Origin of the sequence: Flavobacterium sp. UBA7682, assembly GCF_002482945.1 — a bacterium.
Lineage (GTDB): Bacteria > Bacteroidota > Bacteroidia > Flavobacteriales > Flavobacteriaceae > Flavobacterium.
Genome location: NZ_DLGY01000042.1, coordinates 56337 through 77896, shown reverse-complemented (window position 1 = coordinate 77896; position 21560 = coordinate 56337). Strand labels below are relative to the sequence as shown.

Genomic DNA, 21560 nt, shown 5'->3' with positions numbered 1-21560 from the left:
GTTTATAGTGTCCAGTTTTAGTCTTGATTTTAGAAAATAATAATTCTTTAGAATATACATGGAAAACTTTACAAATGAAACCATTGACACTTCAAACTTGCCAAGGTATGAAGAAGTTCAATTAACAAAATTGCATCCGAGTTATTGGAAAGAAGTATTGGTTTCTAAAGGCTTATTGCTTTTTTTAATAGGTATTGCCGTTACTTTAGGCCTTATTTTTATTGAAGAATTGGCAGACGATAAACTACTTGTAGTTTCAATTTATGTACTATTCGTTTTGGTTTTTCTGTTCTTTTCGTATGTTGCTTTTAAGAAAAAGGCCTACGCTTTCAGAAACCACGATGTGATTTTTCGAAGTGGCATTATCGCTACCAATACGATGGTGATTCCCTATAATCGTGTCCAACATGTCGCGCTTCATGAAGGTTTTATTGCTCGCTTTTTTGGTTTAGCCAAAGTAGAAATTTTCACTGCAGGCGGCGTTTCCAGTGACCTAGAGATTCCGGGCATTGCCAAAGAAGAAGCTGAAAATATCAAACAATTACTAATGGGCAAAATTCAAAAGCAATTGTAATGGAAACCAATTTCAATCAGCCACAACGCCAGTCTTTGGTTGGGATTTTAGTAATTTTCCTGGAGATGGTTTTTCAGGTAATAAAAGCCACTTGGCCGATTATTGTAATTACATTATTTAAGTCAGAATCTAAATTTTTAGTTTATATTTTCTTTTCTGTCGGTATACCGATGGTTTTTTTAGGAATTTATTCTTTTTTAAAATACCGAAATTTTACTTTTTATATTGATGATGAAAACGATGAGTTCGTCATTAGTGACGGTGTAATCAATAAAACAAAAACAAGTATACAACTCCATAAAATACAACAGGTTAATATTAAGCAAAATTTGATTCAAAGGCTAATCGGTGTCTATGCTTTAGATGTTGACACCGCCGGAAGTGATAAAAAAGAAGGGAATATTAAAGCGGTTTCTCATGAAATGGCGATTGCTTTAAAATCGAGATTGCTTGAAAATGAAGGCAAGAAAGCTTTTTTTTATGAAAGTGAACAGACAGAAGAAAAAGTAGAAAACTATGCCATTCCGTTTCTTAAAATTAATTTGGTGAGTTTACTTAAAATAGGCATTACCTCCAATTATGTGAAAAGCGTTGGATTGATTTTAACCTTCTTTTTCACGATTTATGAAAACCTGCATCAAGCCGGAGCAGAAGATGTAATCAATACCGATCGCTTGGAAGGTTTTGTTGATAATAATTCGCTTTGGTATTCGGGTTTGGTATTTGTGCTGATTATGTTTAGTATTGTCTTTTTAATCAATATCGGGCGAACACTCATTAAGTTTTTTGATTACACGGTAGCCCAACAAAAAGGCTCGTTAATGTTGACCTATGGCTTGATTAACACCCAAAGTACTATATTGAAACCCGAGAAAGTTCAGATTGTCAAAGTGTCAAGAAATTATCTTCAAAAAAAGCTGAATGTGCTCGAAATAAAGATAAGACAAGCCATCAGTAATGAAAAAAAGGACAATAAAACACTCATTGAAATTCCGGGTTGTAATGCTTTTGAACGAGACGAAATTCTAAAGTTATTGTTCAAGGAATTGCCGGAAAAAGGCGCCATGATGCAGCCCAATTTTCGGAAATTGGTGTTTTCAATTTTTCTGATAATTGTATTACCTTTAACTGGTTATTTATGGTTTGGTAATTATATTGAATCACAAGTATTTGATTACGCTAATGTTGCTGTTTTTTATTCGGTTTTTGTGTTGATTGTCTTGTTTTTCGCTTTTAGAAATTACCGATTGTTTGTCAATCACAACCACATTATAAAACAAAGCGGCGCTTGGGATATTGATAATGATATCATACAAATTGAAAAAATTCAAGCTATTACGACTTCGCAGTTGTTTTGGCACAAAAGCTTAAACATAGGTTCGCTGACGATGCATACCGCCGGCGGAAATATTACTTTTCAGTTAGGGAAGTTTGATCAAATAAACAAGTATGTAAATCTTTGGCTGTATGAAATTGAAACGTCAAACAGCAATTGGATGTAAATAAATAAATGATTTTTAGAAATGTAAAGTAAGAAGTCTAAAAATCTAAGAAGTCTAAAAATCTGAATTATATGAAACACTGGGTTGAAGCTGCAAGAGTTAGAACTTTACCACTTTCCGTATCGGGAATTATTGTTGGGAGTTTTTATGCCATGTCACAAGGAATGTTCAATTGGTATATTGTGGCGTTTGCTTTACTGACAACTTTGGGACTGCAAATTCTTTCGAATTTTGCCAATGATTATGGCGATGGTGTAAAAGGTACGGATAACAATGATCGAGTTGGGCCAAAACGCGCCATTCAAAGTGGTAATATTACGCCGCAAGCCATGAAAAAAGCTATGGTGGTAACTTCTTTGATTACGCTCGTTTTTGCGATGCTTTTGATTTATTTTGCCTTTAAATTTGAAGAAGGTTATTTGAAGTACTCTTTTATCTTTTTGATTTTAGGAATTCTGGCCATAGCTTCGGCAATTCGTTATACCGTAGGAAAAGGCGCTTATGGTTATCGGGGTTACGGCGATTTTTTTGTATTTATCTTCTTTGGATTGGTAAGTGCTTTCGGAGTGTATTTTATGTTTTCTAAAACAATCGATTGGTTACTGCTTTTGCCAGCAACGGCTATTGGTTTTTTGAGCGTGGGCGTGTTAAATCTAAACAACATGCGCGATGAAGAAAGCGATAGAAAAGCCGGGAAAAACACCCTTGTTGTAAAAATGGGTGGCGCAACGGCAAAGAAGTATCATTTCTTTTTAGTGGTTTCGGCTATGGTTTTGGTATTGTTGTTTGCTTTTTTAAATGACTTCCATATTGACCAATATATCTTCGTGGTTGCCTATTTTCCTCTGATAAGTCACTTGATTACCGTTTATAAAAACAGAAACCCGAAACTATTAGATCCCGAATTGAAGAAATTGGCTATCAGTACGTTTCTGCTTTCTATTCTATTAGCGTTATGTCTGATTTTCTTTATTTCAGATATGGTGATAAATTATGTTTAATTTAAAAGTACAGCTATGAAAATTACCTTTTACGGTCATTCATGCATCGGAATTGAAGTTGGAGGAAAACATTTACTCGTTGATCCTTTCATTTCCGGAAATGAAAAAGCCGCTCATATTGATATTACTGCTTTGAAAGCAGATTACATCCTAATTACTCACGCTCATTTCGACCATATTTTAGACGTTGAAACTGTTGCAAAAAATAATAATGCAGTAATTATCTCCAATTGGGAAATTGCGACACATTTTGGAAACAAAGGTTTGCCATACCATCCGATGAATTATGGTGGAAGTTGGCAGTTTGATTTTGGTAAAGTGAAATATGTCGCCGCTGCGCATTCCAGTTCGTTTCCCGATGGAACTTACGGTGGCAATCCGGGCGGATTTGTAATCGAAGGCGAACATAAAAATATTTATATTTCAGGCGATACGGCTTTGACCATGGATATGAAGTTGATTCCGATGCGAACCAAACTCGATTTAGCTGTTTTTCCTATCGGGAATTGTTTTACCATGGATGTTGAAGATGCAATTATGGCGGCTGATTTTGTCGATTGCGATAAGATTTTGGGTTGTCATTTTGATACCTTCGGATTTATTGTAATCAATCACGATGAAGCCAAAAAGAAATTCTTCGATGCCGGAAAAGACTTGATGCTACTCGAAATAGGAGAAAGTATTTCTCTTTAATAAAATTCACAAAGAAAATGGGAGTGCCAGTTTTGGCACTCTTCTTGTTTTAGGAACAAAAAACATATGATGAAATTTTCAATTTTAGGATTACTATTGGTTTGTTCAACTCTAGCTTTTGCGCAAAGCAATGAGGGTTTTTGGGACAATATCAGAACGACCAATGAAACCATTATTCTCAATGCCGGAAATCGAAAAGCTATTAAAACAGCGGATTTTCCTGTTGGTACAACCGAAGTAGTTTATCGCATTTCGCTTTTAGATGACAATCAAAAAATCAGTTCGAGTTTGGTTTCGGTATTAAAAGCCATTCCGGATCCCACAGGAATTAGTCAAGGTGCTGCAGGAACGGTATTTTTACTTTCTACTATTTCAGGTGATGACAAGTGCAAATTTTATGTGTTTACCAATGAAAATGACGCTTTGCAATACGAGAAAAACGGTGTTGTCAAAAATGCTTGTGTGTCTCAAGAAGAACCGGTAAACAAAGCCGCCAAACTCCTGACAGAAAAATCAAAATGCATGCCACAAGGCACACAAAATCTTTGGTTCGGGTTTCAAAGTGATAATTTGGTGATGAAGGAAAGAATCGTTTTAGAAGTCGTGCCGTGGGTAAATTACAGTTTGAGAAGTGGTTGGACATCGGAAAAGAAACTAGAACTCCTTGCAATGGTTGTAAAATTGGATATGACCAAAAGAGTAACCAATAAGGATTTGTTTTTAGGAAATTTTCTGGAAGCTTTCATTGCAAAATATTCGTATCGTGATTACAAAAAACTTTTAACAGCAGAAAAGGTAAAGGCTGTCGATAGTTTTGCAGAAGAAAGTCTGGTAAAGTCAGGACAACTGGAGAGTTATCTTATAAGTGTCAGAGAAGAAGCTCAAAAGCTCAATTTTAGCAACAAAACACAAGAAGGAATTGACAAAGTCCAAAAAGAGATTGTTGAAAAAAACCGAGCTACAGCCCTTGACTATGGTTTGTTGGGAAGTTTGTACTTGTCATCTAAACAATTTGTAAAAGCGGAAGAAGCTTATCAAAAGGCTATAGCACTGAACAAAACCGAGTTGAGTTACCAATTGCAATTGGCGCATATTTACATGTTTACAGACAGAGTTAATAAGGCCAAAGACATTCATAAAAAGTACCAACAAAACAATTTGGCAAAGAATAAAAGCTGGACAGAACAGACCAAAATTGATTTCGAACAGTTTAAAAATAATGGTTTTGCTACCGACAATTTTAAGAAGATTTTACGCGTTTTAGACTAAAAAAATGAAAGCCACTTGCTCAAAATATATCCTTCATTTCAAACAACCTTCGGGGACTTCTCGAGGTGTTTTGATCGACAAAGAAACGTGGTTTATTGTGCTCGAAAAAGACGGTAAAAAAGGCATAGGTGAGTGTGGAATTTTACGTGGATTGTCAGCAGATGATCGTCCCGATTATGAAGAAAAATTGCAATGGGTTTGTGAAAATATTCATCTGGGAGAAGCGAAATTGTGGCAGGAGTTAATCGAATTTCCGTCGATTCAATTCGGAATTGAGATGGCTTTTCTGTCTTTGAAAAGTGAAAATCCGTTTGTTTTATTTCCGTCAAAATTTACTAACGGAGAAAAAGCTATCGTTATTAACGGACTCGTTTGGATGGGTGATGAAGCATTCATGAAGCATCAAATTGAAGAGAAAATTGCCCAAGGTTTTACGTGTATAAAATTAAAGATTGGCGCCATAGATTTCGACAAAGAGTTGGCTTTATTGCGCTTTATTCGTCAAAATTTTGATGAAAATACTATTGAGATTAGAGTCGATGCGAATGGTGCTTTTTCTGAAAATGAAGCTTTAAATAAAATAAATCAAATAACTGGTTTTAAGTTGCATAGCATAGAACAACCGATTCAAAAAAACAATACTGACATGATGTCAGTTTTGTGTAAAAAGACGCATTTGCCTATTGCTTTAGACGAAGAGCTCATCGGTGTGTTTTCTTTTGAAGATAAGGAAGCTTTATTGCAAAAAATCCAACCGCAATACATCATTTTAAAGCCGAGTTTTATCGGTGGAATTCGCGGTACATTGGAATGGATTTCCATTGCCGAAAAATTGAATATCGGTTGGTGGATTACTTCCGCTTTAGAAAGTAATGTGGGTTTGAACGCGATTGCCCAGTTTACTTTTTTGCAAAATAATTTGATGCCTCAAGGTTTAGGAACGGGAAGTTTATATACTAATAATTTTGATTGTCCGCTGGAAGTTTCGCAAGGGCAACTTTGGTATCGAAAAGGGCTTGATTGGGAAATAAATTTCGACAATTTTAAATAAAAAAAACCTGCTCAAATGAACAGGTTTTTTAGTTTAAAAATTTACTTTCCCCAATCAATTTTTCTGGAGAAATACATCACGGCACCAAGGATGAAAAACAAGCCAATACTTCCCACCAAAAGAGCATAATCTTCCATTTGGATTATCACATAAATGAAGGTGTATAAAACAGAAAGTGACGTTGCGATAAACATCGGGAATTTTCTGTTTTTCAAAATCGAAATCGAATAGAGCGTAATCATAACCACTACCGCAATTCCCGAAATGGCATACGCCAAACTAAAACTACTGTGTTCGGTAATGGATATCAAAAGCGTGTAGAACATAATCAAGGCGATTCCAATCATCGAGTATTGAAAAATATGAATGTTGATTTTGCTTATCGACTGAATTAAGAAGAAAATCAAGAACGTCAAACCGATTACAAGAAAGCCATACTTGGAAACCCTTTCGTTTTGCTGGTATTCGTCGACTGTATCGATTAATTTTACACCAAAGAGGTAATCATCCAAATTCGGTAAAACATTCGCGTATTGCTGAGAAAACGTGCGATTAATGTCTAAAACTTTCCAATCGACGTGAAAGCCTTCTTTGTTTATGATTTTGGTAGTGTCATTTGCGGCGAAGGAACCTTCAAAGCTTGGTGATTCCCAATCGGAGTCGATGGCCACATTGGTCACTTTTCCAATTGGAATGAAATTGATACTGTTGCTTCCGTTGTAAGTGATACCAAAGTTGAAATTAATTTGATTATTTGTAGCTAAGACTTTGTAATTAAAAATATTGGTGGCCAAAACGCTGTAATTACTTTTGTCATCCGGTTGTGGTTCAAAAGTTAGTTTTTCATTATTTAACTGAATCTTTAGCTCGCTTTTGATGCTTTTGAGATTGGTGGTCTTGACGATAATGGCCGCTTTATCCCATTGAATACTTTCTTCCGGAATATTGAGTTTGGCAAAATTCGGCGTACTGAAATTCCCTTTAAAATTCATGTCAGCGGTGAAAACCACCGGATTGAAAAGACCTCGTTTTAAAGATTCATTTTTCTTTACTTTGGAAATATTGGCTAATTCATTCGGAAAGAAATAGGCGTAATTGGTGGTGGCTCTTCTTTGAAGTGTTGCTGTTCCGGTTTTTTGGTCGATGACATTTAAATTCTCATAAGTATTGTATGGCACTCGTAAAATCGGTCCGTAAAATGCCACATCACTTCCCCAAAGATTGGAGATTTCTTTGACGACTTCCGATTTTCGTTGGGAACGTTCGGAGATCAAATCTTGTACAAAAAAAAGCGGAATCAGTAAAAAGAGTGTGAGTAAACCCACCATAATCATTTTGGCGGTTGCCGATTGAAAGAATGTTTTTGCTTCTGTAATTGGGTGTTCTTGAAATTCTTGGTTTTCCATGATGTTGCGTTTAAATAGGGTTAAAATTTGTGAAATACGATGCAGAGGTAAAGTAATGCAATTGGAATATTAGCTAACATAATCAGCATTTTGATGGCTAAAGCTTCTCGTTCTTCGGGTTTTATCAAAAACTGAAAGAGCAAATTCAGAAAGACAAGTAGATTTACCAAAAAAGCGAAAAGCAAATAGAAATAACCAATCAAATAAAGTAATCCAAATTCCGGAAGAATGAAATGAATTAGAAAAAGAAAGGTGCCAATGCTAAAAGAACCAATGGCCAGGTAGGTTGAAAATCGGCCTGGAGTTTCGGTTTTGTTAAGGAGTTGTGTTTCCATGAGTAAATAGTTTATGTTAAATTCTTTTTGATTAAAAAGGAGAAATAGATGAATACGCCAAAATGAATGGAGAATAGTATAGATTTAATTGAAATGATTATTTGAAATAAATCAAAAGCTAAGTCAATAGGATTGCTGATGATATCCCAACTGTTATAACGAAGAATTCGTCCGATATAAATCCCTATACCGCAGAGAAAACAAATGATGGGAATGATAAAATTGGTATATTTTATTCCGATAAATTGTTTCGCAATTTTTTGAAAATCGAATAGAGAAAATATTCCAAAGGCAAAGCCAATCAAAGCGTAAGAGCTTAAAATAATTAAATCGAGCCAAAAAATGTGTCCGTCAGATTTGGCCAAATGCACTAAATCGGTAATGATGTAAAACGCATTCGGCATAAAAGCCAACCAAATAGCTGAAATACCCAAGACTTTGAGTTTTGAAACTTTTTTTAAGTCTAAAGTCAATAAATGCGAAGAAATCACATAGGGAATAAGGGCAAGGAATAGATTCCAAATCAGGAAGAACAAGTAAATAGAATTGGTTAATTTGGCTCTGACCAGTAATAGTGAAAGACAATAAATACTATAAAGGAGCAACAATTGGTTGGTTTTTTTGTTTTGATTGAAAAGTTTTAAAACTATGTTCATTTATTTGATGTTAAAAGTGGATTGAATGGTTTTAACCGGAATATGAAGCATTTTTTCAAAATCTAAATCGTAGAAATGATGTGCCTTCTGACCTCTTTTGTAGTAATCCCAAAAGGTGTTAAATTGAGCAGGATAGAAGAGCGTGCCGATGAAAATCACCATATACAGATAGGCGCTTTTTTTACCGTTGCCCCATAAATAATATTGCATCCCAATCTCTTCAATAACTGAAACGCCGGTGTTGGTCAATACATGAATGACATCGTGATCTTCGAGTTTGGGTTGCATTTCGAAATTGTATTTTAGTAGAAAGCAACCCATATGAAATCCCAGACTTTCTTGAGGATACAAAATCAGCTCTTTAGGCGTAACATTCCAAGGTTCATTTTTTTTGAAGAATTTTTGGTAGGGCTTTTTGCTCCACTCATACATTTTTTCGATGATTAAATCTTTCATAAATAAAATTAAAAGTACTTTGTTTTTCAAAGTAAATAGATAAAAAAATAGGTTTAGCTTTTTGATATTAATTTTTCAAGCGCTTCAATATGATCTTGAAAAGCTTTTTTTCCGGCTGCTGTGGCGATGTATTTGGTATTTGGTTTTTTACCGATAAATTGTTTTTCAATCATGATGTATTCTTCGGATTCTAAGGCTTTGGTATGACTGGCTAAATTCCCGTCAGTGACACCAAGAAGTTCTTTAAGCATATTAAAATCGGCACTTTCATTCACCATCAATATTGACATAATGCCAAGGCGTATGCGATGATCAAAAGCTTTGTTGATATTTTGGATGATGTTTTTCAAAATTAATAAGTGTCAATTACAGTTTCTAATAAGGGTGAATCAACTAATTGTGATGGCGCAACTACTTTTTCTTCCAAAGGAATTTCATTACCATAACGTTCCTGCAATATGGCTTTTACTTTTGGGTTATCCAAATTAAAACTCTTCAAACTTTCCAATCCACAAAGTTCTACTCCGGCACCATTTTTATAGATTTTCCAAACCAATTCAGAACAATAGATTTTATCATCGGTCCATTCAAAATACAGATCGTAATTTTTGTTTTTAAACTGACTGCCATAGGCTTTCATTTTTTCAAGAACTGAAGTGTTTAGTATAGCGCTTGCGTTTTTTAATCTTTTAACCAAATAAGCATTGCCTTGACCATGTGAAATCCATTCTTTTAAGGGTGTAATTTTAACCGGCTGAACGGCTTCATAAACATATTTTTCGCCTTTAATGTCATAAATAATTCCGCAGTGCGAGAATTTTGAATTGGTCGCAATTCTGACTGCTTCGCATTGTTTAGATTGTGAAGTTTGGAAAATGATGTCGCCGTCACGCAATGACTCTTGGATATTTTGGTCTAATTTGACTAACGTTTTTTCAACTTGTGTTGCGTTAACCTTTGCCAAAACAAAAAAGGCAATCAACAAACCCGCGATTATTACAATTGCTTTTTTCATTACTTATTTTCTATCATATTTAAAATACATAATGCTTCCGTATAAAATATTGCAAACACCAAAGCCTAAAGCCCAAAACAGCAAACCATAACTTAAAAACCAAGTAGAAAGCAAGCCTATCAATATTTGTGAAATGCCTAGGTAACGAACATCTCCTAAGGTATATTTACTCGCATTCACACAGGCCAATCCATAAAAAATTAAGGTTAGAGGTGCAACAAGTTCCAATATGTTTTTTTCTATCAGGAAAACTATAAAAAAGCCACCGGTTAATAACGGAATTAAAAAATTAATTAACAATCTTTTTGAGGTTGGATTCCAAAATGCTTCTTTTTCTTTTGTCGCTTTTCTCAGACTTAAAAATAGTCCGGTTAAAATAGATAAAATCATAACTGAAGTGCCAATAATCAATAATCGGTAAACCGCATCATAGGAAATGACTAAATCTCTATAAGAACCGCCAGTCGAAGTGTCAAAGTAAATGGTCTTATAGGCTAACCAAGCGCCGATTAAAGAATACACGCCCGCGAGTACACCTGACAATCCACTCAAGGATATAAATCGCGAAGATTGCGTCATCATTTGTTTGATGTCCTGAATGTCTTTTAAATAATCTTTAGTTTCCATATTAAAGTACTTTGAAAAACAAAGTAAATGAATATTTTTTCGTTGACCAAATGTTTTTTCATTTATTTTTGATAAAAATTATTCCTATGAAAAAGCTTCTTTTCGGTGTTGCATTTTTTATCACAGTTTCAGGTTTTGCTCAAAGCAAAGACGAGCAAATGCTTAAAGATATTTACACATCGGCTTTAACGGATTCGAAATGTTATGCTTGGTTGGATGATCTGTCAAATAAAATTGGACAACGTTTGTCGGGTTCTGTAGGAGCTGAGAAAGGTGTGGTTTACACCAAGCAGCAATTGGAAACTTTGGGTTTAGACAAAGTCTATTTGCAAGAAGTGATGGTGCCAAAATGGGTTAGAGGTGAAAAGGAAACGGCTTATATTTTGGACAAAAAGAGTAAAATCAGCGTTCCGATTTGTGCGTTAGGTGGTTCTGTTGCCACGCCGAAAAATGGATTAACAGCAGAAATTATCGAAGTACAAAGTTTGGAAGAGCTCGAAACGTTAGGCGAAGCCAAAATCAAAGGTAAAATAGTTTTCTACAATCGTCCGATGGAACCCGAAAATATTGAAACCTTTAAATCTTACGGACATTGTGTAGACCAACGATATGCCGGAGCTAAAGAAGCAGCTAAGTTTGGCGCGGTTGCGACGATTGTGCGTTCGATGAATTTAAGATTAGATGATTTTCCACATACCGGAACGCAAAGTTATGGTGATTTGCCAAAAGAAAAGTACATTCCAACGGCTGCAATCAGTACGAATGGTGCCGAATTGTTGAGTCAAAAACTTAAAGAAAACAGCAAACTGCAATTCTATTTTAAACAATCTTGCCAGCAATATGACGACGTGCTTTCCTATAATGTCATTGGAGAAATCACCGGTTCAGTGCATCCGGAAAAAATTATGGTTGTTGGCGGACATTTGGATTCTTGGGATTTAGCAGATGGTTCTCATGATGATGGCGCTGGTTGTGTGCAAAGCATGGCAGTGGTGGAACTTTTCAAAAAACTGAATTACAAACCTAAAAATACCATCCGAGTAGTTCTTTTTATGAACGAAGAAAACGGTGGAAAAGGAGGAAAGCGTTACCAAGAATTGTCTCAAACGAATAAGGAAAACCATATTTTTGCATTAGAAAGCGATGCCGGCGGATTTACACCAAGAGGATTTTTCTTTGAATGTGATGACCATAATTTTGATAAGATTATGAATTGGAAAACATTATTTGAACCCTATCTCATTCACAGTTTTGTCAAAGGCGGAACCGGTTCCGATATCAGTCCGTTGACTTCTGCCAAAATTGTAAAAGCCGGTTTGAAACCTGATTCGCAAAGGTATTTTGATTACCATCATGCGGCTAATGATACTTTTGACGCTATCAATAAAAGAGAATTGGAATTAGGAGCCGCAACGATGACTGCTTTGGTTTATTTGTTTGATCAATACGGAATCGATTAATTCTTAAACGATGAAGAAATTTTTATTTTATGTTTTGCAAATACTTAGTTTGTTTTTGTTTGTTGTTTTATTAAGTGGTGTTTACAGTACATTTAAAAAGTTAATCGTCAGTCAAGAAGAAATGCTCTTCAATATTGGCTATGGTTTTGGAGCTGTTTTGATTTTTAGTTTGTTGTTTTGGCTTAATATAAGATTGTATAAATATGCCTCACTTAATAAAAACAATTAGTGTCTGAGAAAATAATTATTGTCAAAAGAAGTAATTGAAACCAACGGAATTATACATACTTAAGCAACCTGCAAAGTACCGAGATATTTTACTTCATATTGTCGCGGTTGTCGAGCATACTTTACCCGAAGTTACTTTGGAATACAAATGGGGAATTCCTTATTTTTATTATAAGAAGAAGCCATTCTGTTATCTGAATGCAAGTCATAAGCATCAATTTGTGGATGTTGGTTTTGCCAAAGGTTTTCAATTGAAAGACAATCAAGAATATTTGATTGCTGACAAAGGTCGAAATACGATTAAGTCATTGCGTTATTATAATTTAGAAAAGATTGACAATGCTATTTTGATTTCAGTAATTGAAGAAGCCAAGGCATTATATTAAAAAAAAGCCCCGAATTTCGGGGCTTTTTAATTGATTATTGTTCACGATTGACATAAATCCAACCTGTTTTTGCAGCATCACCGCTATTAAATTCGATTACGTAATAATAAGTGCCATCCGGTAATTCATCTCCTTTTTCTGACTGACCTTTCCATTCGTTTCGGTATTGGTTTTTACTGTAAACTTTCATTCCGTAACGATTAAAGATAGTAAGGTTTTTAACGTTCAATTGGGTCAAATCAAAGAAATCATTTTTACCGTCATTGTTTACTGAAATACCTTTTTGAATACTACAAGAGATTCTGTCTAATGTGATAGATTCATTTTTGGTACAACCGTTAGCATCAGTTACAGTTACAGAGAATGTTATTGGTAACTCTTCAACAATTGTTGTTGAATTAAGGTATTCACTAATATTAAAGGTACTTGAATTGGTGCCTACTAATTGTTGGTCATTGGTAAACCAATTAAAACTAGCGGTGTCAACATCAAAGGTGTCATTTATTGCTGTTACTTCAAGTACGAAATCATTATCGACACAATTTCCGGTGATTTCAAAATCAAAACCACTTTGTACCGTTACAGTTAAACTTCCATTGGTAGCACATTGATTTGCGCTAGGAACAAATGTATAAGTTCCAGAAGTTGTATTGTCGATCACCGCCGGTGTCCATGTACCGGTTATTCCCTCGAGAGAGGTAAGCGGTAATGAGGGTGCTGTTTCTCCTATACACAAAGGAGCAATTGCATTAAATGTTGGTAGAACATTCGGATTGACAGTAATCGTCAAAGTTGTTGGCAATGCACAACTACCGGTAGTTGGTGTGAATGTGTAAGTAGTAGTTAGTGTGTTATTCAAAACCGGTGACCACGTTCCTGTAACGCCATTATTGGAAGTCGTTGGAAGCGGATTCAATTGTCCACCATTACAAATTGCCGCAATTGGGTCGAATGTTGGAAGTATAGGTTGATTTACAGTTACAGTTACAGCACCCAGAGCAGCACACTGACCTGAAGTTGGCGTAAATATATAAGTGCCGTTTTGTGTATTATCAATTGTCGCCGGATTCCATGAACCGCTAAATCCTTCTATTGAAAGGGTTGGTAACACTACAGCATCTCCACTACAAATGGTAATAGGAGTAAAGGTCGAAGCAGCTAATGGATTAACGGTTATAATTCCATTTAAGGTTACAGTATTACAACTAACAGAAGATGTAACAATATAATTAAAAGTACCGGTTACTGTAGGAGTTCCACTAATAGTAAATGCACCTGTTCCTGAGTCAAATGTTCCGCTTACACCTGAAGGAAGGCCTGTAACGGTAACATCAGTTGCATTAGTTGAAGCATAACTAATAGTTGAAATAGGGGTATTTATACAAACTGTTTGTTCGTTATTGGCCGAAGTCAAATTCAAACTCACAGCAGGTGATAAACTTACAGTTCCTGTTACAGGAGATGTGCTACAACCTGATGAAGTTACATTTACAGCATCAAGGAAATTACCCACAGACGGATCAAAACCTGCACTGGATACCGATACAAATCGTAAAGTATAATTATTTCCACCTACTTGAGGTATAGTATACGTTAAATTGTGTAAAACCCATGCTGTGTTACCGTCAGTGAAATTCCCAATATTTATATAAGGACCGCCAACGGGACCAATTTCAACACCAACGGTGTCATTGCCTTGACGACCTCTGTGTGCAAAAGAAATTTGTAATTGAGTGCCCGGTGAAGTGGTAAAATCTTGGAATACTGTGGCTGTGGTAGTTCCATTCATTTCTATAAACTGACTGCCTTGGTACGCAAATACATTTTCAAATCCGGCTGCCGGCCATACTTCCAAAATTCCGTCAGCGGCTGTTGTATCCCAACAAGGAACTGCATTTTCATTGAGCATATTCGGGAACTGACCTGTAGCCAATGGGTTCTCAAAACTACCATTGCAAAAAGTGGTTACTAACGGTGTAACAACTACTGTATAATCGCCCGGAACTGATGTAGTGAAAGTATCAACATTACCCGGATTTGCAAATCCGGTAGGAACAGTCCAAACATAGCTATAAGTTCCCGGTACTTGAGGTGTGGCAGTGATAGTTGTACTTTGACCGTTACAAATGCTTTCACTGTTCACTGTAATTATAGGAGCTCCAGGATCAACTAATGTTGTTGCTTGCGTTGAACTAAAAGTACAATTGGTATTGCCTAGGTTAAAATTGTTGTAAACACCGGCATTAAGTCCGGCTAATACAATTAATCCATTCGAGTCTGAAGTCAAATTTGTAGGGCCGACTAAGACAGTGTCATCTGTATAAGTAACAACGTAAGTTTGATTTGGAACTAAATTACCAATGGTAATTGTACCTGTATTTCCGCCACAAGTCAAAGGATTTGTACTTGTTGTCAGAGCTGTTGAAGAGCCGCTTAAACTAATTACATTCGTGGTATTAATTGCACAACCGTTAACAGTCAAATTAAAGTTTGAATAACTACCATTATTTAATCCGGTTAAGGTATAGGTACCATTATTATCAGTTATAATTGTAATTAGTCCAATTGGTGCACTATCATCAGAATACGTTAATGAATACGTTGTATTTGGAGCCAAACTTCCTATTGTAATAGTTCCGTCAGCAGTAGTACAATCAGATGGATTCGTGAATATGAAGGTTGGATTGGCTTGTAAAGTATAAGTAGCTATAAAATTAGCACCATTGTTATTAATCAAAATGGTGTCATCACATTGAGATGTTGAATTTACATCACCGGTAATGTCATAAAACACTTCTATCACATAATCACCAGCAGGGAATGCTGTCAAGTCAACCGGCAATTCAGCATCGGTTACTATTCTTTGCCATTTTTGATCACCTGCATTACATGGACCACCACTTGGGAATGAACCGCCACCGCATTCATCAAGGAATGGTAAGTTTATTACGGTAAACGTTCCCGGAGTACCTGAAGCTGGATAAATTCTATAATTTAATCGTGCGCTACAAACATTTGCAGTAGCACTTTTAAATGTTTTTAATTCGCCACCTCTTAATTTGAAGGTATTTGAATTGGAAAGATAGGTTCCAAAATCAGTATTAGGGAAAATATTTTGAACTGGTCCAATAATAGAAGATCCTGAACCGACAGTATTAAAGAAGTTATCGGTTTCACAATTGTTTAACCATATCGCACTGGCGTAACTTCCAAAAGCACAATTCTGATAAACGGTAACGACTAATGTTGTTTGATTAGCACACTGTCCTTCGTTAGGCGTAAAGGTGTAAGTTAAAGTTTGAGTATTATCTACAGATGCTGGCGACCATGTTCCCGTAATCCCATTCAATGAGGTTGTTGGTAATGTTGGCGCTGAATCTCCGCTACAAATTGGTGCCGGAGAAAGGAATGTTGGAGTAACGGTTAAATTTGCAATTAAATTAAAGGTTCTAATAGCATAACAACCGGTTACATTATTTTCTATTCTAACATAAATGATTTGAGAGTTAGCTGTAGTATTGGTATATAATAATGGTAAAACATTTGTCTCAGCTATTGCGTCTTCATTGGTTGCATAATAATTTACATTGTGCGTACCGGAATCTAAACCACCTAAAGCTGCACTATTATTTTCACCCAAATCAAACTGAGCAAAACCAGAAGCATTACAAACCACTAAATTGTTAGGAGTTCCCGGTACAATTGGATCATAATATTCGATAGTAATTGAATCACTTGAGGTACAAGTTGTCCCTGTATATTGTATGGTAACCCCATAAACACCAGGTTGGGTAATTGTTAAGTTTGGTCCTGTCTCATTAGGAATAATATCCACTCCATTGGTCCATACAAAACTATAAAGAGCAGGATTCAAACCTGATGTAATAGTGTAACTTGTCCCTGAACACAAAGCAGTATTATTAGCTTGAAGAAAGTCTTCGCCCAATTCAATATTTCCAATATCTAAACTACCACCTTCAAGGAAAACGGCAGAGTCAAAACTGTTATCCAATCTATCTGCTATAACCAATTTAATATGGTATTGATTACCAGGTATAACAGGAGAAGTTGCTACAAGAGGAACTGTAATCCCATTAAAATTGGTCGGGGAGCCCAAAGGATCTAATCCTCCAAATCCGTAAAAGGCATCAAAATATTGCTCGTTTACCGAACCACAGGCATCATTATAGAGTTCATCTCTTATGGTTACTACTGAAACCGGAGTCGGTGTCCCAGGGATAACTGCTAAATTAGTAGTTACACCGGTTGAAATATCCGTTAGTAAAAAGGCAAAAGCATCGGAGTAATCACATTGGAATATTCCATATTCTTCTGAAGCAAAAATGAAATTAAAATTAATTTCAGTTACCAAAGGAACAAAATCAAACTCCAGTTTGGTGGCATTTCTTGAATTCATTGGGTTGCCTGTTGCTGCTAAAACAATAGCCTCTAAATCAGCATCTCCTGTCCAAGCTTCATTACCATCACCAAGTCCGGTTGTATTTGGACCTGGCGCACTCATGGCATTTCCTGTTGTCAAAACGATTCCTTCACTAAAAGGAAATCCTGAGCCATTCTGATTAAAATAGGCAATACCATTGGTAGAACCAAAATTATTACCTGTTGAAGAGGTCACGTTTGAAACACTGGCACAAGTAGAATTCAAGAACACATCTTCTACCAACTGAAGTGTTGTATAGGTTGTGTTATTGGTTGAAATTGGCGGAGGAATTGTTCCGATACAAACATCAAAGGTAGAAGTTTGTCCGGGAGTTGCTGTCCATGAATATACTCTGACATAATAGGTTTGACCTATGACTAAGCCATTGGCAATGCTTTGGTTACTATCACTACAATACAATTGATTTAAAAGGTTACAATTTCCACTATAAACTGTATGTAATAAAAAGGTATCACTACCTAAAACATTGTTTAAAGTAACAGAATGATCAGTAGCGGTGGCAGTAAATGAAAACCAAACATCGTCATCACTTGTACCATCACAATTGTTCGGCTCAGCTGAAGCTGTGGCTCCTATAATTGTTCCCGAAACAAATTGTGCGCATGAAGTATCTGGGTTTACCGGCACCATAATTGCATTGTCACATTCATCATTAGAAATTAAAGTGGCAAAAGTTACCGAATTTGACCATAAACTAATATCGGCATCACTACAAAAAGCCCTTACATATACTTTATAAAGTGTTCCTGAACTTAATCCGTCATAAACAAAAGGATTAGTTGTTGCTGTTACCCAACCAGGGGTTGAAGCATCCGGAGCTGGCGCACTAGCCGGTAAAAATAAAACTTGCCATGATGTAGCTGAACCATTTTCAGTCCAAGCTACTGTAGCACCTGTTTGGGTTACGTTTGAAACGACCAATGCTGTAGGTTTTGGACAAGTTGGAGGAGGATTACAAGTTATAGTAGCAATCCATCCAGGATTGTTAAATAATCCATCACTTCTAAATCTAAAAGTTAGACAACCATCAACACTTGATGAGGTAAAAGGACCAGGTATTTCTGTTCCCCAATAACCTCCGGCCAAACCACCGGGAACATTCCCCGCTGGATTATCACTTGCTATTTGAGGGGCTGTAATTGAATTTCCGTCAAAAACATATAAGGCATCCCAATTGGTTTCTGTATCAAATTCAGTAAAAGTAACGGTCACTTGGTCACCGGGATTGGTTGGGCAAATGGTAACTGTAGAATCTGAATTGTTAGCATAATTAGCATTTGGTCCTGCAGCATCAACAAATGTACCTCCACAAATTGGTGGTGCTACTTGAGTAGTAATCGTTCTAGGACCAGCCCATAAACTTACCCCATCAGTTCCGCAATTGCCTCTTACGTATATGTCGTAACATGTTGTAGGATTCAATCCCGTTAATGTAAATGGGTTGGTATCTGTAGCTATCCATCCTGTTGATGACGCTGTCGGTGCAGGTGAATTACACGGTAAGGCTATTATTTCCCAAGAAGTGGCAATACCTACGTTTGTCCAGCCCACTATAACTGAATTTGAAGTAACTGTAGTAGCCGTTATTCCTGTTGGTTGTTGACAAACCGGAGCAGGTGCACAGGTTATGTTAGCTATCCAACCCGGATTATTTGCAAAACCATCACTTCTGAATCTGAAGGTTAAACAGCCGGTCGGGCTTGAAGAAGTAAAAGGACCAGGTATAGCTGTTCCCCAAAAACCTCCGGCCAAACCTCCGGGAACATTTCCGGCAGGGTTGGTACTGGCAATTTGAGGTGCTGTAATCGAATTTCCGTCAAATACATATAAGGCATCCCAATTGGTTTCAGTGTTAAATGAAGTAAAGGTTACGGTTACCAATTCACCCGGAATAGTTGGACAAATGGTAACGGTTGAGTCTGAATTATTAGGGTAATTAGCAGTTGGACCTCCTGTGTCAACAAAATTTCCGCCACAAACCGGTGGCGCAACTAATGTTGTTATACTTCTTGGACCAGCCCATAAACTTACACCATCAGTATCACAATTGCTTCTTACATATAAATTATAGCAAGTGGCAGAAGTTAAATCTGTGATTATAAAAGGATTTGAAGTTGTTTCTGTCCAACCTGTTGTAGCTGCTGTTGGTGCCGGAGCATTACACGGTAAAGCTAAGACTTGCCATGAAGTACCAATTCCAACATTAGTCCAACCAAACGAAACGGAGTTTGGAGTAATATCATTTGCAGTTAATGCAGTTGGTTGCTGACAAATGGGTGGTGGAGCACATGTAACATTGGATATCCATCCCGGATTATTTGCAAAACCATCACTTCTGAATCTAAAGGTTAAACAACCATTCGGACTTGAAGCAGTAAAAGGTCCAGGAATTGTTGTTCCCCAATAACCTCCTGCTAAACCTCCTGGAACGTTTCCGGCAGGATTTGTACTGGCAATTTGTGGTGCTGTAATTGAATTTCCATCAAATACATACAAAGCATCCCAAGTGGCTTCAGTATTGAATGAAGTAAAAGTTACTGTAACTTGTTCTCCCGGAATTGTGGGACAAATGATAACCGTTGAATCTGAATTATTGGCATAATTTGTCGTTGGTCCGGCTTCATCCACGAAATTACCGCCACATATCGGTGGTGCAGTAGAAGTTGTAAAAATAGTAGATGGACCAACCCATTCACTTAGATATCCAGTTGAACAAATTGCTCTAACATAAAATTTATAGGAAGTATTAGGAAGTAATCCGTTGACTACATAAGGAAGAGTTCCTGTATAAACGACTCCAACACCGGTTGGTGTTCCGGCTGCTGGGACAACTTCAATTTCCCATGAAGTGGCACCACTTGGATTCCCCCAACTTAAACTTACAGTACTTTCTGAAGTTACTGTTGCTGTTAATGTTGTTGGATTTAAACACTGTTCATTAATACTAACATTGTCCACTAACCAACGATCTCCAGAGCCAGTTAGACCGGCTACTTGCTGGTTATGTACTTTAACAAAGGAAACATAAACTTGTTGGTTGTGATAAATGGCCGGAAAATTGACCACTTTTTCTTCGTATAAATTAAAAGTTGCAGTTAAATCTGCTTCTGTCCATTGTTGAATTATGGTATAAGCTGCCGGATCAGTTTGTGATGCCGTAGCCGGCGCAACCCTAATCTGATAAACGGTTCCTTGATTTCCCGAAGCAAATGAACGGGTATAAAAATGAAGTTGTCCATTTACAGGAATAGTAACTAAAGGAGTAGCTAAAAAGTCCTCGGAAATGTCTCCAATATTCATTGTTTCTCTATTGATGTAAGCCGAGTTTGTGCCTTGATATACTATCGGAGGATCGTTGATCGTATTGTTGATTCCCCAACGTTGTGCTGTTCCAATGCCATTGTCAAAGACAGCCCAATTTCCTGTTCCTAATGTCCAAGTTGTGCCAGGAAGAGCTTCAGGTCCTGTTGTGGATTCAAATCCTTCCAAGGCTAATTGAGAATAACCCTGGAGTGAAAAGAAAAAGATTAATAGTAGTAAGGTAATTTTTTTCATAATGGTGGTTTTTTGGTCGGTTGTCAATAGAAAAATTATACTTTAAAAATGCCTCCAAAAGCTATAATTCTTTGTAAAAAGAAAAAGTGCTGCGAAGCTTTATCTGAATCATTGTGTGTTGTTTTAATGTTATTCATATCAATATATCCTCCTTTTAATTCAGTTTGAATAAAAAAGTGTTTAAAAAAGGTAAAATTTAGTCCCACTTTAGCAGAAAGTCCGTAACCGGCAACATTGAAATCGTCATGTCTTTCTTTGCCTAATAACATGGCATTTGTTTTGGGATATAAAAAACCGGCTCCAATTCCTTCTGTAATATTCAGCTGAAATTTATCGGTATTGCTAATATTAAGCAACTTCGAAATATCATCAACTCTTGAAAATTCAGTATTTACATAATTCAAACCATCAGTATGCTCAAAAGTTAAAAAACTTTCTGTGAGCTGGATAAGTTCATTGTTATAAGTACCATCAAAAGCAGTTCCGTCGTTAATTTCACCAGTTATATTTACGAATTGATTTTGATCCATAACATATTTCATGTGGTCAAATCCAATTGAAATATTATAATGGTCATTAATAAAATAGCCAATTCTTAAATTGGTTTGCGGGATGGTCATTCGGGCTGGATTTATATAATCAATTTGCCAACCTTTAGGTTTGTCACTCGCACCAACATTGTGTAAGGTAAAATTGTAATTGTCTCCTTTAAAATGGATATCTGATTTTGAAAAGCTTTCTCGATTTCCACCCCAAAACACATAAAACTTTCCTTTGTTATGGGCAGTATATTTATCTGGGTTGGCTATTTTTTCCTGCGCAGAAACAGTTTGTATCAACGCGAATAATGTCACGAATGAAAATAAAAATGTCTTTTTCAAGGC

Annotated in this window: 18 protein-coding genes; 9 read left to right on the top strand and 9 right to left on the bottom strand. The window is 36.3% G+C overall.

Annotation, left to right across the window (positions count from 1 at the left end):
- Positions 1–58: 58 nt before the first annotated feature.
- The 6 genes from B3C16_RS12090 (at position 59) to B3C16_RS12065 (ending at position 6090) form a co-directional block, all read left to right on the top strand.
- A complete protein-coding gene (locus B3C16_RS12090) occupies positions 59–574 on the top strand; it encodes a PH domain-containing protein (protein WP_291132003.1) in 516 nt (171 codons plus the stop codon).
- Entirely contained in the window at positions 574–2076 is a 1503-nt protein-coding gene (locus B3C16_RS12085; protein WP_291132001.1) for a PH domain-containing protein, read from the top strand. The genes B3C16_RS12090 and B3C16_RS12085 overlap by 1 nt, the downstream gene beginning before the upstream one ends.
- Positions 2077–2147: 71 nt before the next feature.
- On the top strand, positions 2148–3077 hold the full coding sequence (gene menA, locus B3C16_RS12080) for a 1,4-dihydroxy-2-naphthoate octaprenyltransferase (protein WP_291131999.1): 930 nt from the start codon (positions 2148–2150) through the stop codon (positions 3075–3077).
- A gap of 15 nt (positions 3078–3092) precedes the next feature.
- On the top strand, positions 3093–3770 hold the full coding sequence (locus tag B3C16_RS12075) for a metal-dependent hydrolase (protein ID WP_291131997.1): 678 nt from the start codon (positions 3093–3095) through the stop codon (positions 3768–3770).
- 66 nt (positions 3771–3836) lie between these two features.
- Positions 3837–5039, top strand: coding sequence for a tetratricopeptide repeat protein (locus B3C16_RS12070; protein ID WP_291131995.1), 1203 nt, complete (start codon positions 3837–3839; stop codon positions 5037–5039).
- A 4-nt stretch (positions 5040–5043) separates the two neighbouring features.
- Positions 5044–6090 carry an o-succinylbenzoate synthase gene (locus tag B3C16_RS12065; protein WP_291131993.1) on the top strand — a complete coding sequence of 349 codons (1047 nt, stop codon included), beginning with the start codon at positions 5044–5046 and terminating at the stop codon, positions 6088–6090.
- A 41-nt stretch (positions 6091–6131) separates the two neighbouring features.
- On the opposite strand, the gene creD is transcribed toward B3C16_RS12065, so the two are convergent.
- The 7 genes from creD to B3C16_RS12030 are packed head-to-tail and all read right to left on the bottom strand — an operon-like array spanning position 6132 to position 10585.
- Entirely contained in the window at positions 6132–7496 is a 1365-nt protein-coding gene (gene creD / locus B3C16_RS12060; protein ID WP_291131991.1) for a cell envelope integrity protein CreD, read from the bottom strand.
- 20 nt (positions 7497–7516) lie between these two features.
- Positions 7517–7831 carry a hypothetical protein gene (locus B3C16_RS12055; RefSeq protein WP_291131989.1) on the bottom strand — a complete coding sequence of 105 codons (315 nt, stop codon included), beginning with the start codon at positions 7829–7831 and terminating at the stop codon, positions 7517–7519.
- Positions 7832–7842: 11 nt separating this feature from the next.
- The gene (locus tag B3C16_RS12050; protein ID WP_291131986.1) at positions 7843–8487 is read right to left on the bottom strand and encodes a DUF1361 domain-containing protein; all 645 of its coding nucleotides are present in this window, start codon (positions 8485–8487) and stop codon (positions 7843–7845) included.
- On the bottom strand, positions 8488–8943 hold the full coding sequence (locus tag B3C16_RS12045) for a Coq4 family protein (protein WP_291131984.1): 456 nt from the start codon (positions 8941–8943) through the stop codon (positions 8488–8490).
- A 53-nt stretch (positions 8944–8996) separates the two neighbouring features.
- Positions 8997–9293 carry a winged helix-turn-helix domain-containing protein gene (locus B3C16_RS12040; RefSeq protein ID WP_121313399.1) on the bottom strand — a complete coding sequence of 99 codons (297 nt, stop codon included), beginning with the start codon at positions 9291–9293 and terminating at the stop codon, positions 8997–8999.
- Between the two features lie 2 nt (positions 9294–9295).
- Positions 9296–9958, bottom strand: coding sequence for a YiiX family permuted papain-like enzyme (locus B3C16_RS12035; RefSeq protein WP_121313400.1), 663 nt, complete (start codon positions 9956–9958; stop codon positions 9296–9298).
- Between the two features lie 3 nt (positions 9959–9961).
- Positions 9962–10585, bottom strand: a complete 624-nt coding sequence (locus tag B3C16_RS12030; protein WP_291131980.1) for a hypothetical protein — start codon at positions 10583–10585, stop codon at positions 9962–9964.
- A gap of 86 nt (positions 10586–10671) precedes the next feature.
- Between B3C16_RS12030 and B3C16_RS12025 the strand changes: the two genes are divergently transcribed.
- Genes B3C16_RS12025 through B3C16_RS12015 form a run of 3 tightly spaced genes read left to right on the top strand, consistent with a single transcriptional unit; the run spans position 10672 to position 12659 of the window.
- Complete coding sequence (locus B3C16_RS12025) at positions 10672–12045, top strand: M28 family peptidase (protein WP_291131978.1); 1374 nt, start codon at positions 10672–10674, stop codon at positions 12043–12045.
- Positions 12046–12055: 10 nt separating this feature from the next.
- On the top strand, positions 12056–12274 hold the full coding sequence (locus B3C16_RS12020; protein WP_291131976.1) for a hypothetical protein: 219 nt from the start codon (positions 12056–12058) through the stop codon (positions 12272–12274).
- Between the two features lie 34 nt (positions 12275–12308).
- Positions 12309–12659, top strand: a complete 351-nt coding sequence (locus B3C16_RS12015; RefSeq protein WP_291131974.1) for a DUF1801 domain-containing protein — start codon at positions 12309–12311, stop codon at positions 12657–12659.
- Between the two features lie 34 nt (positions 12660–12693).
- On the opposite strand, the gene B3C16_RS12010 is transcribed toward B3C16_RS12015, so the two are convergent.
- Both B3C16_RS12010 and B3C16_RS12005 read right to left on the bottom strand, forming a co-directional pair.
- Positions 12694–20676 (bottom strand): choice-of-anchor L domain-containing protein, encoded by a 7983-nt coding sequence (locus B3C16_RS12010; protein ID WP_291131972.1) that lies wholly within the window; start codon positions 20674–20676, stop codon positions 12694–12696.
- Positions 20677–20711: 35 nt separating this feature from the next.
- Complete coding sequence (locus tag B3C16_RS12005) at positions 20712–21557, bottom strand: hypothetical protein (RefSeq protein WP_121313409.1); 846 nt, start codon at positions 21555–21557, stop codon at positions 20712–20714.
- Positions 21558–21560: the final 3 nt, after the last annotated feature.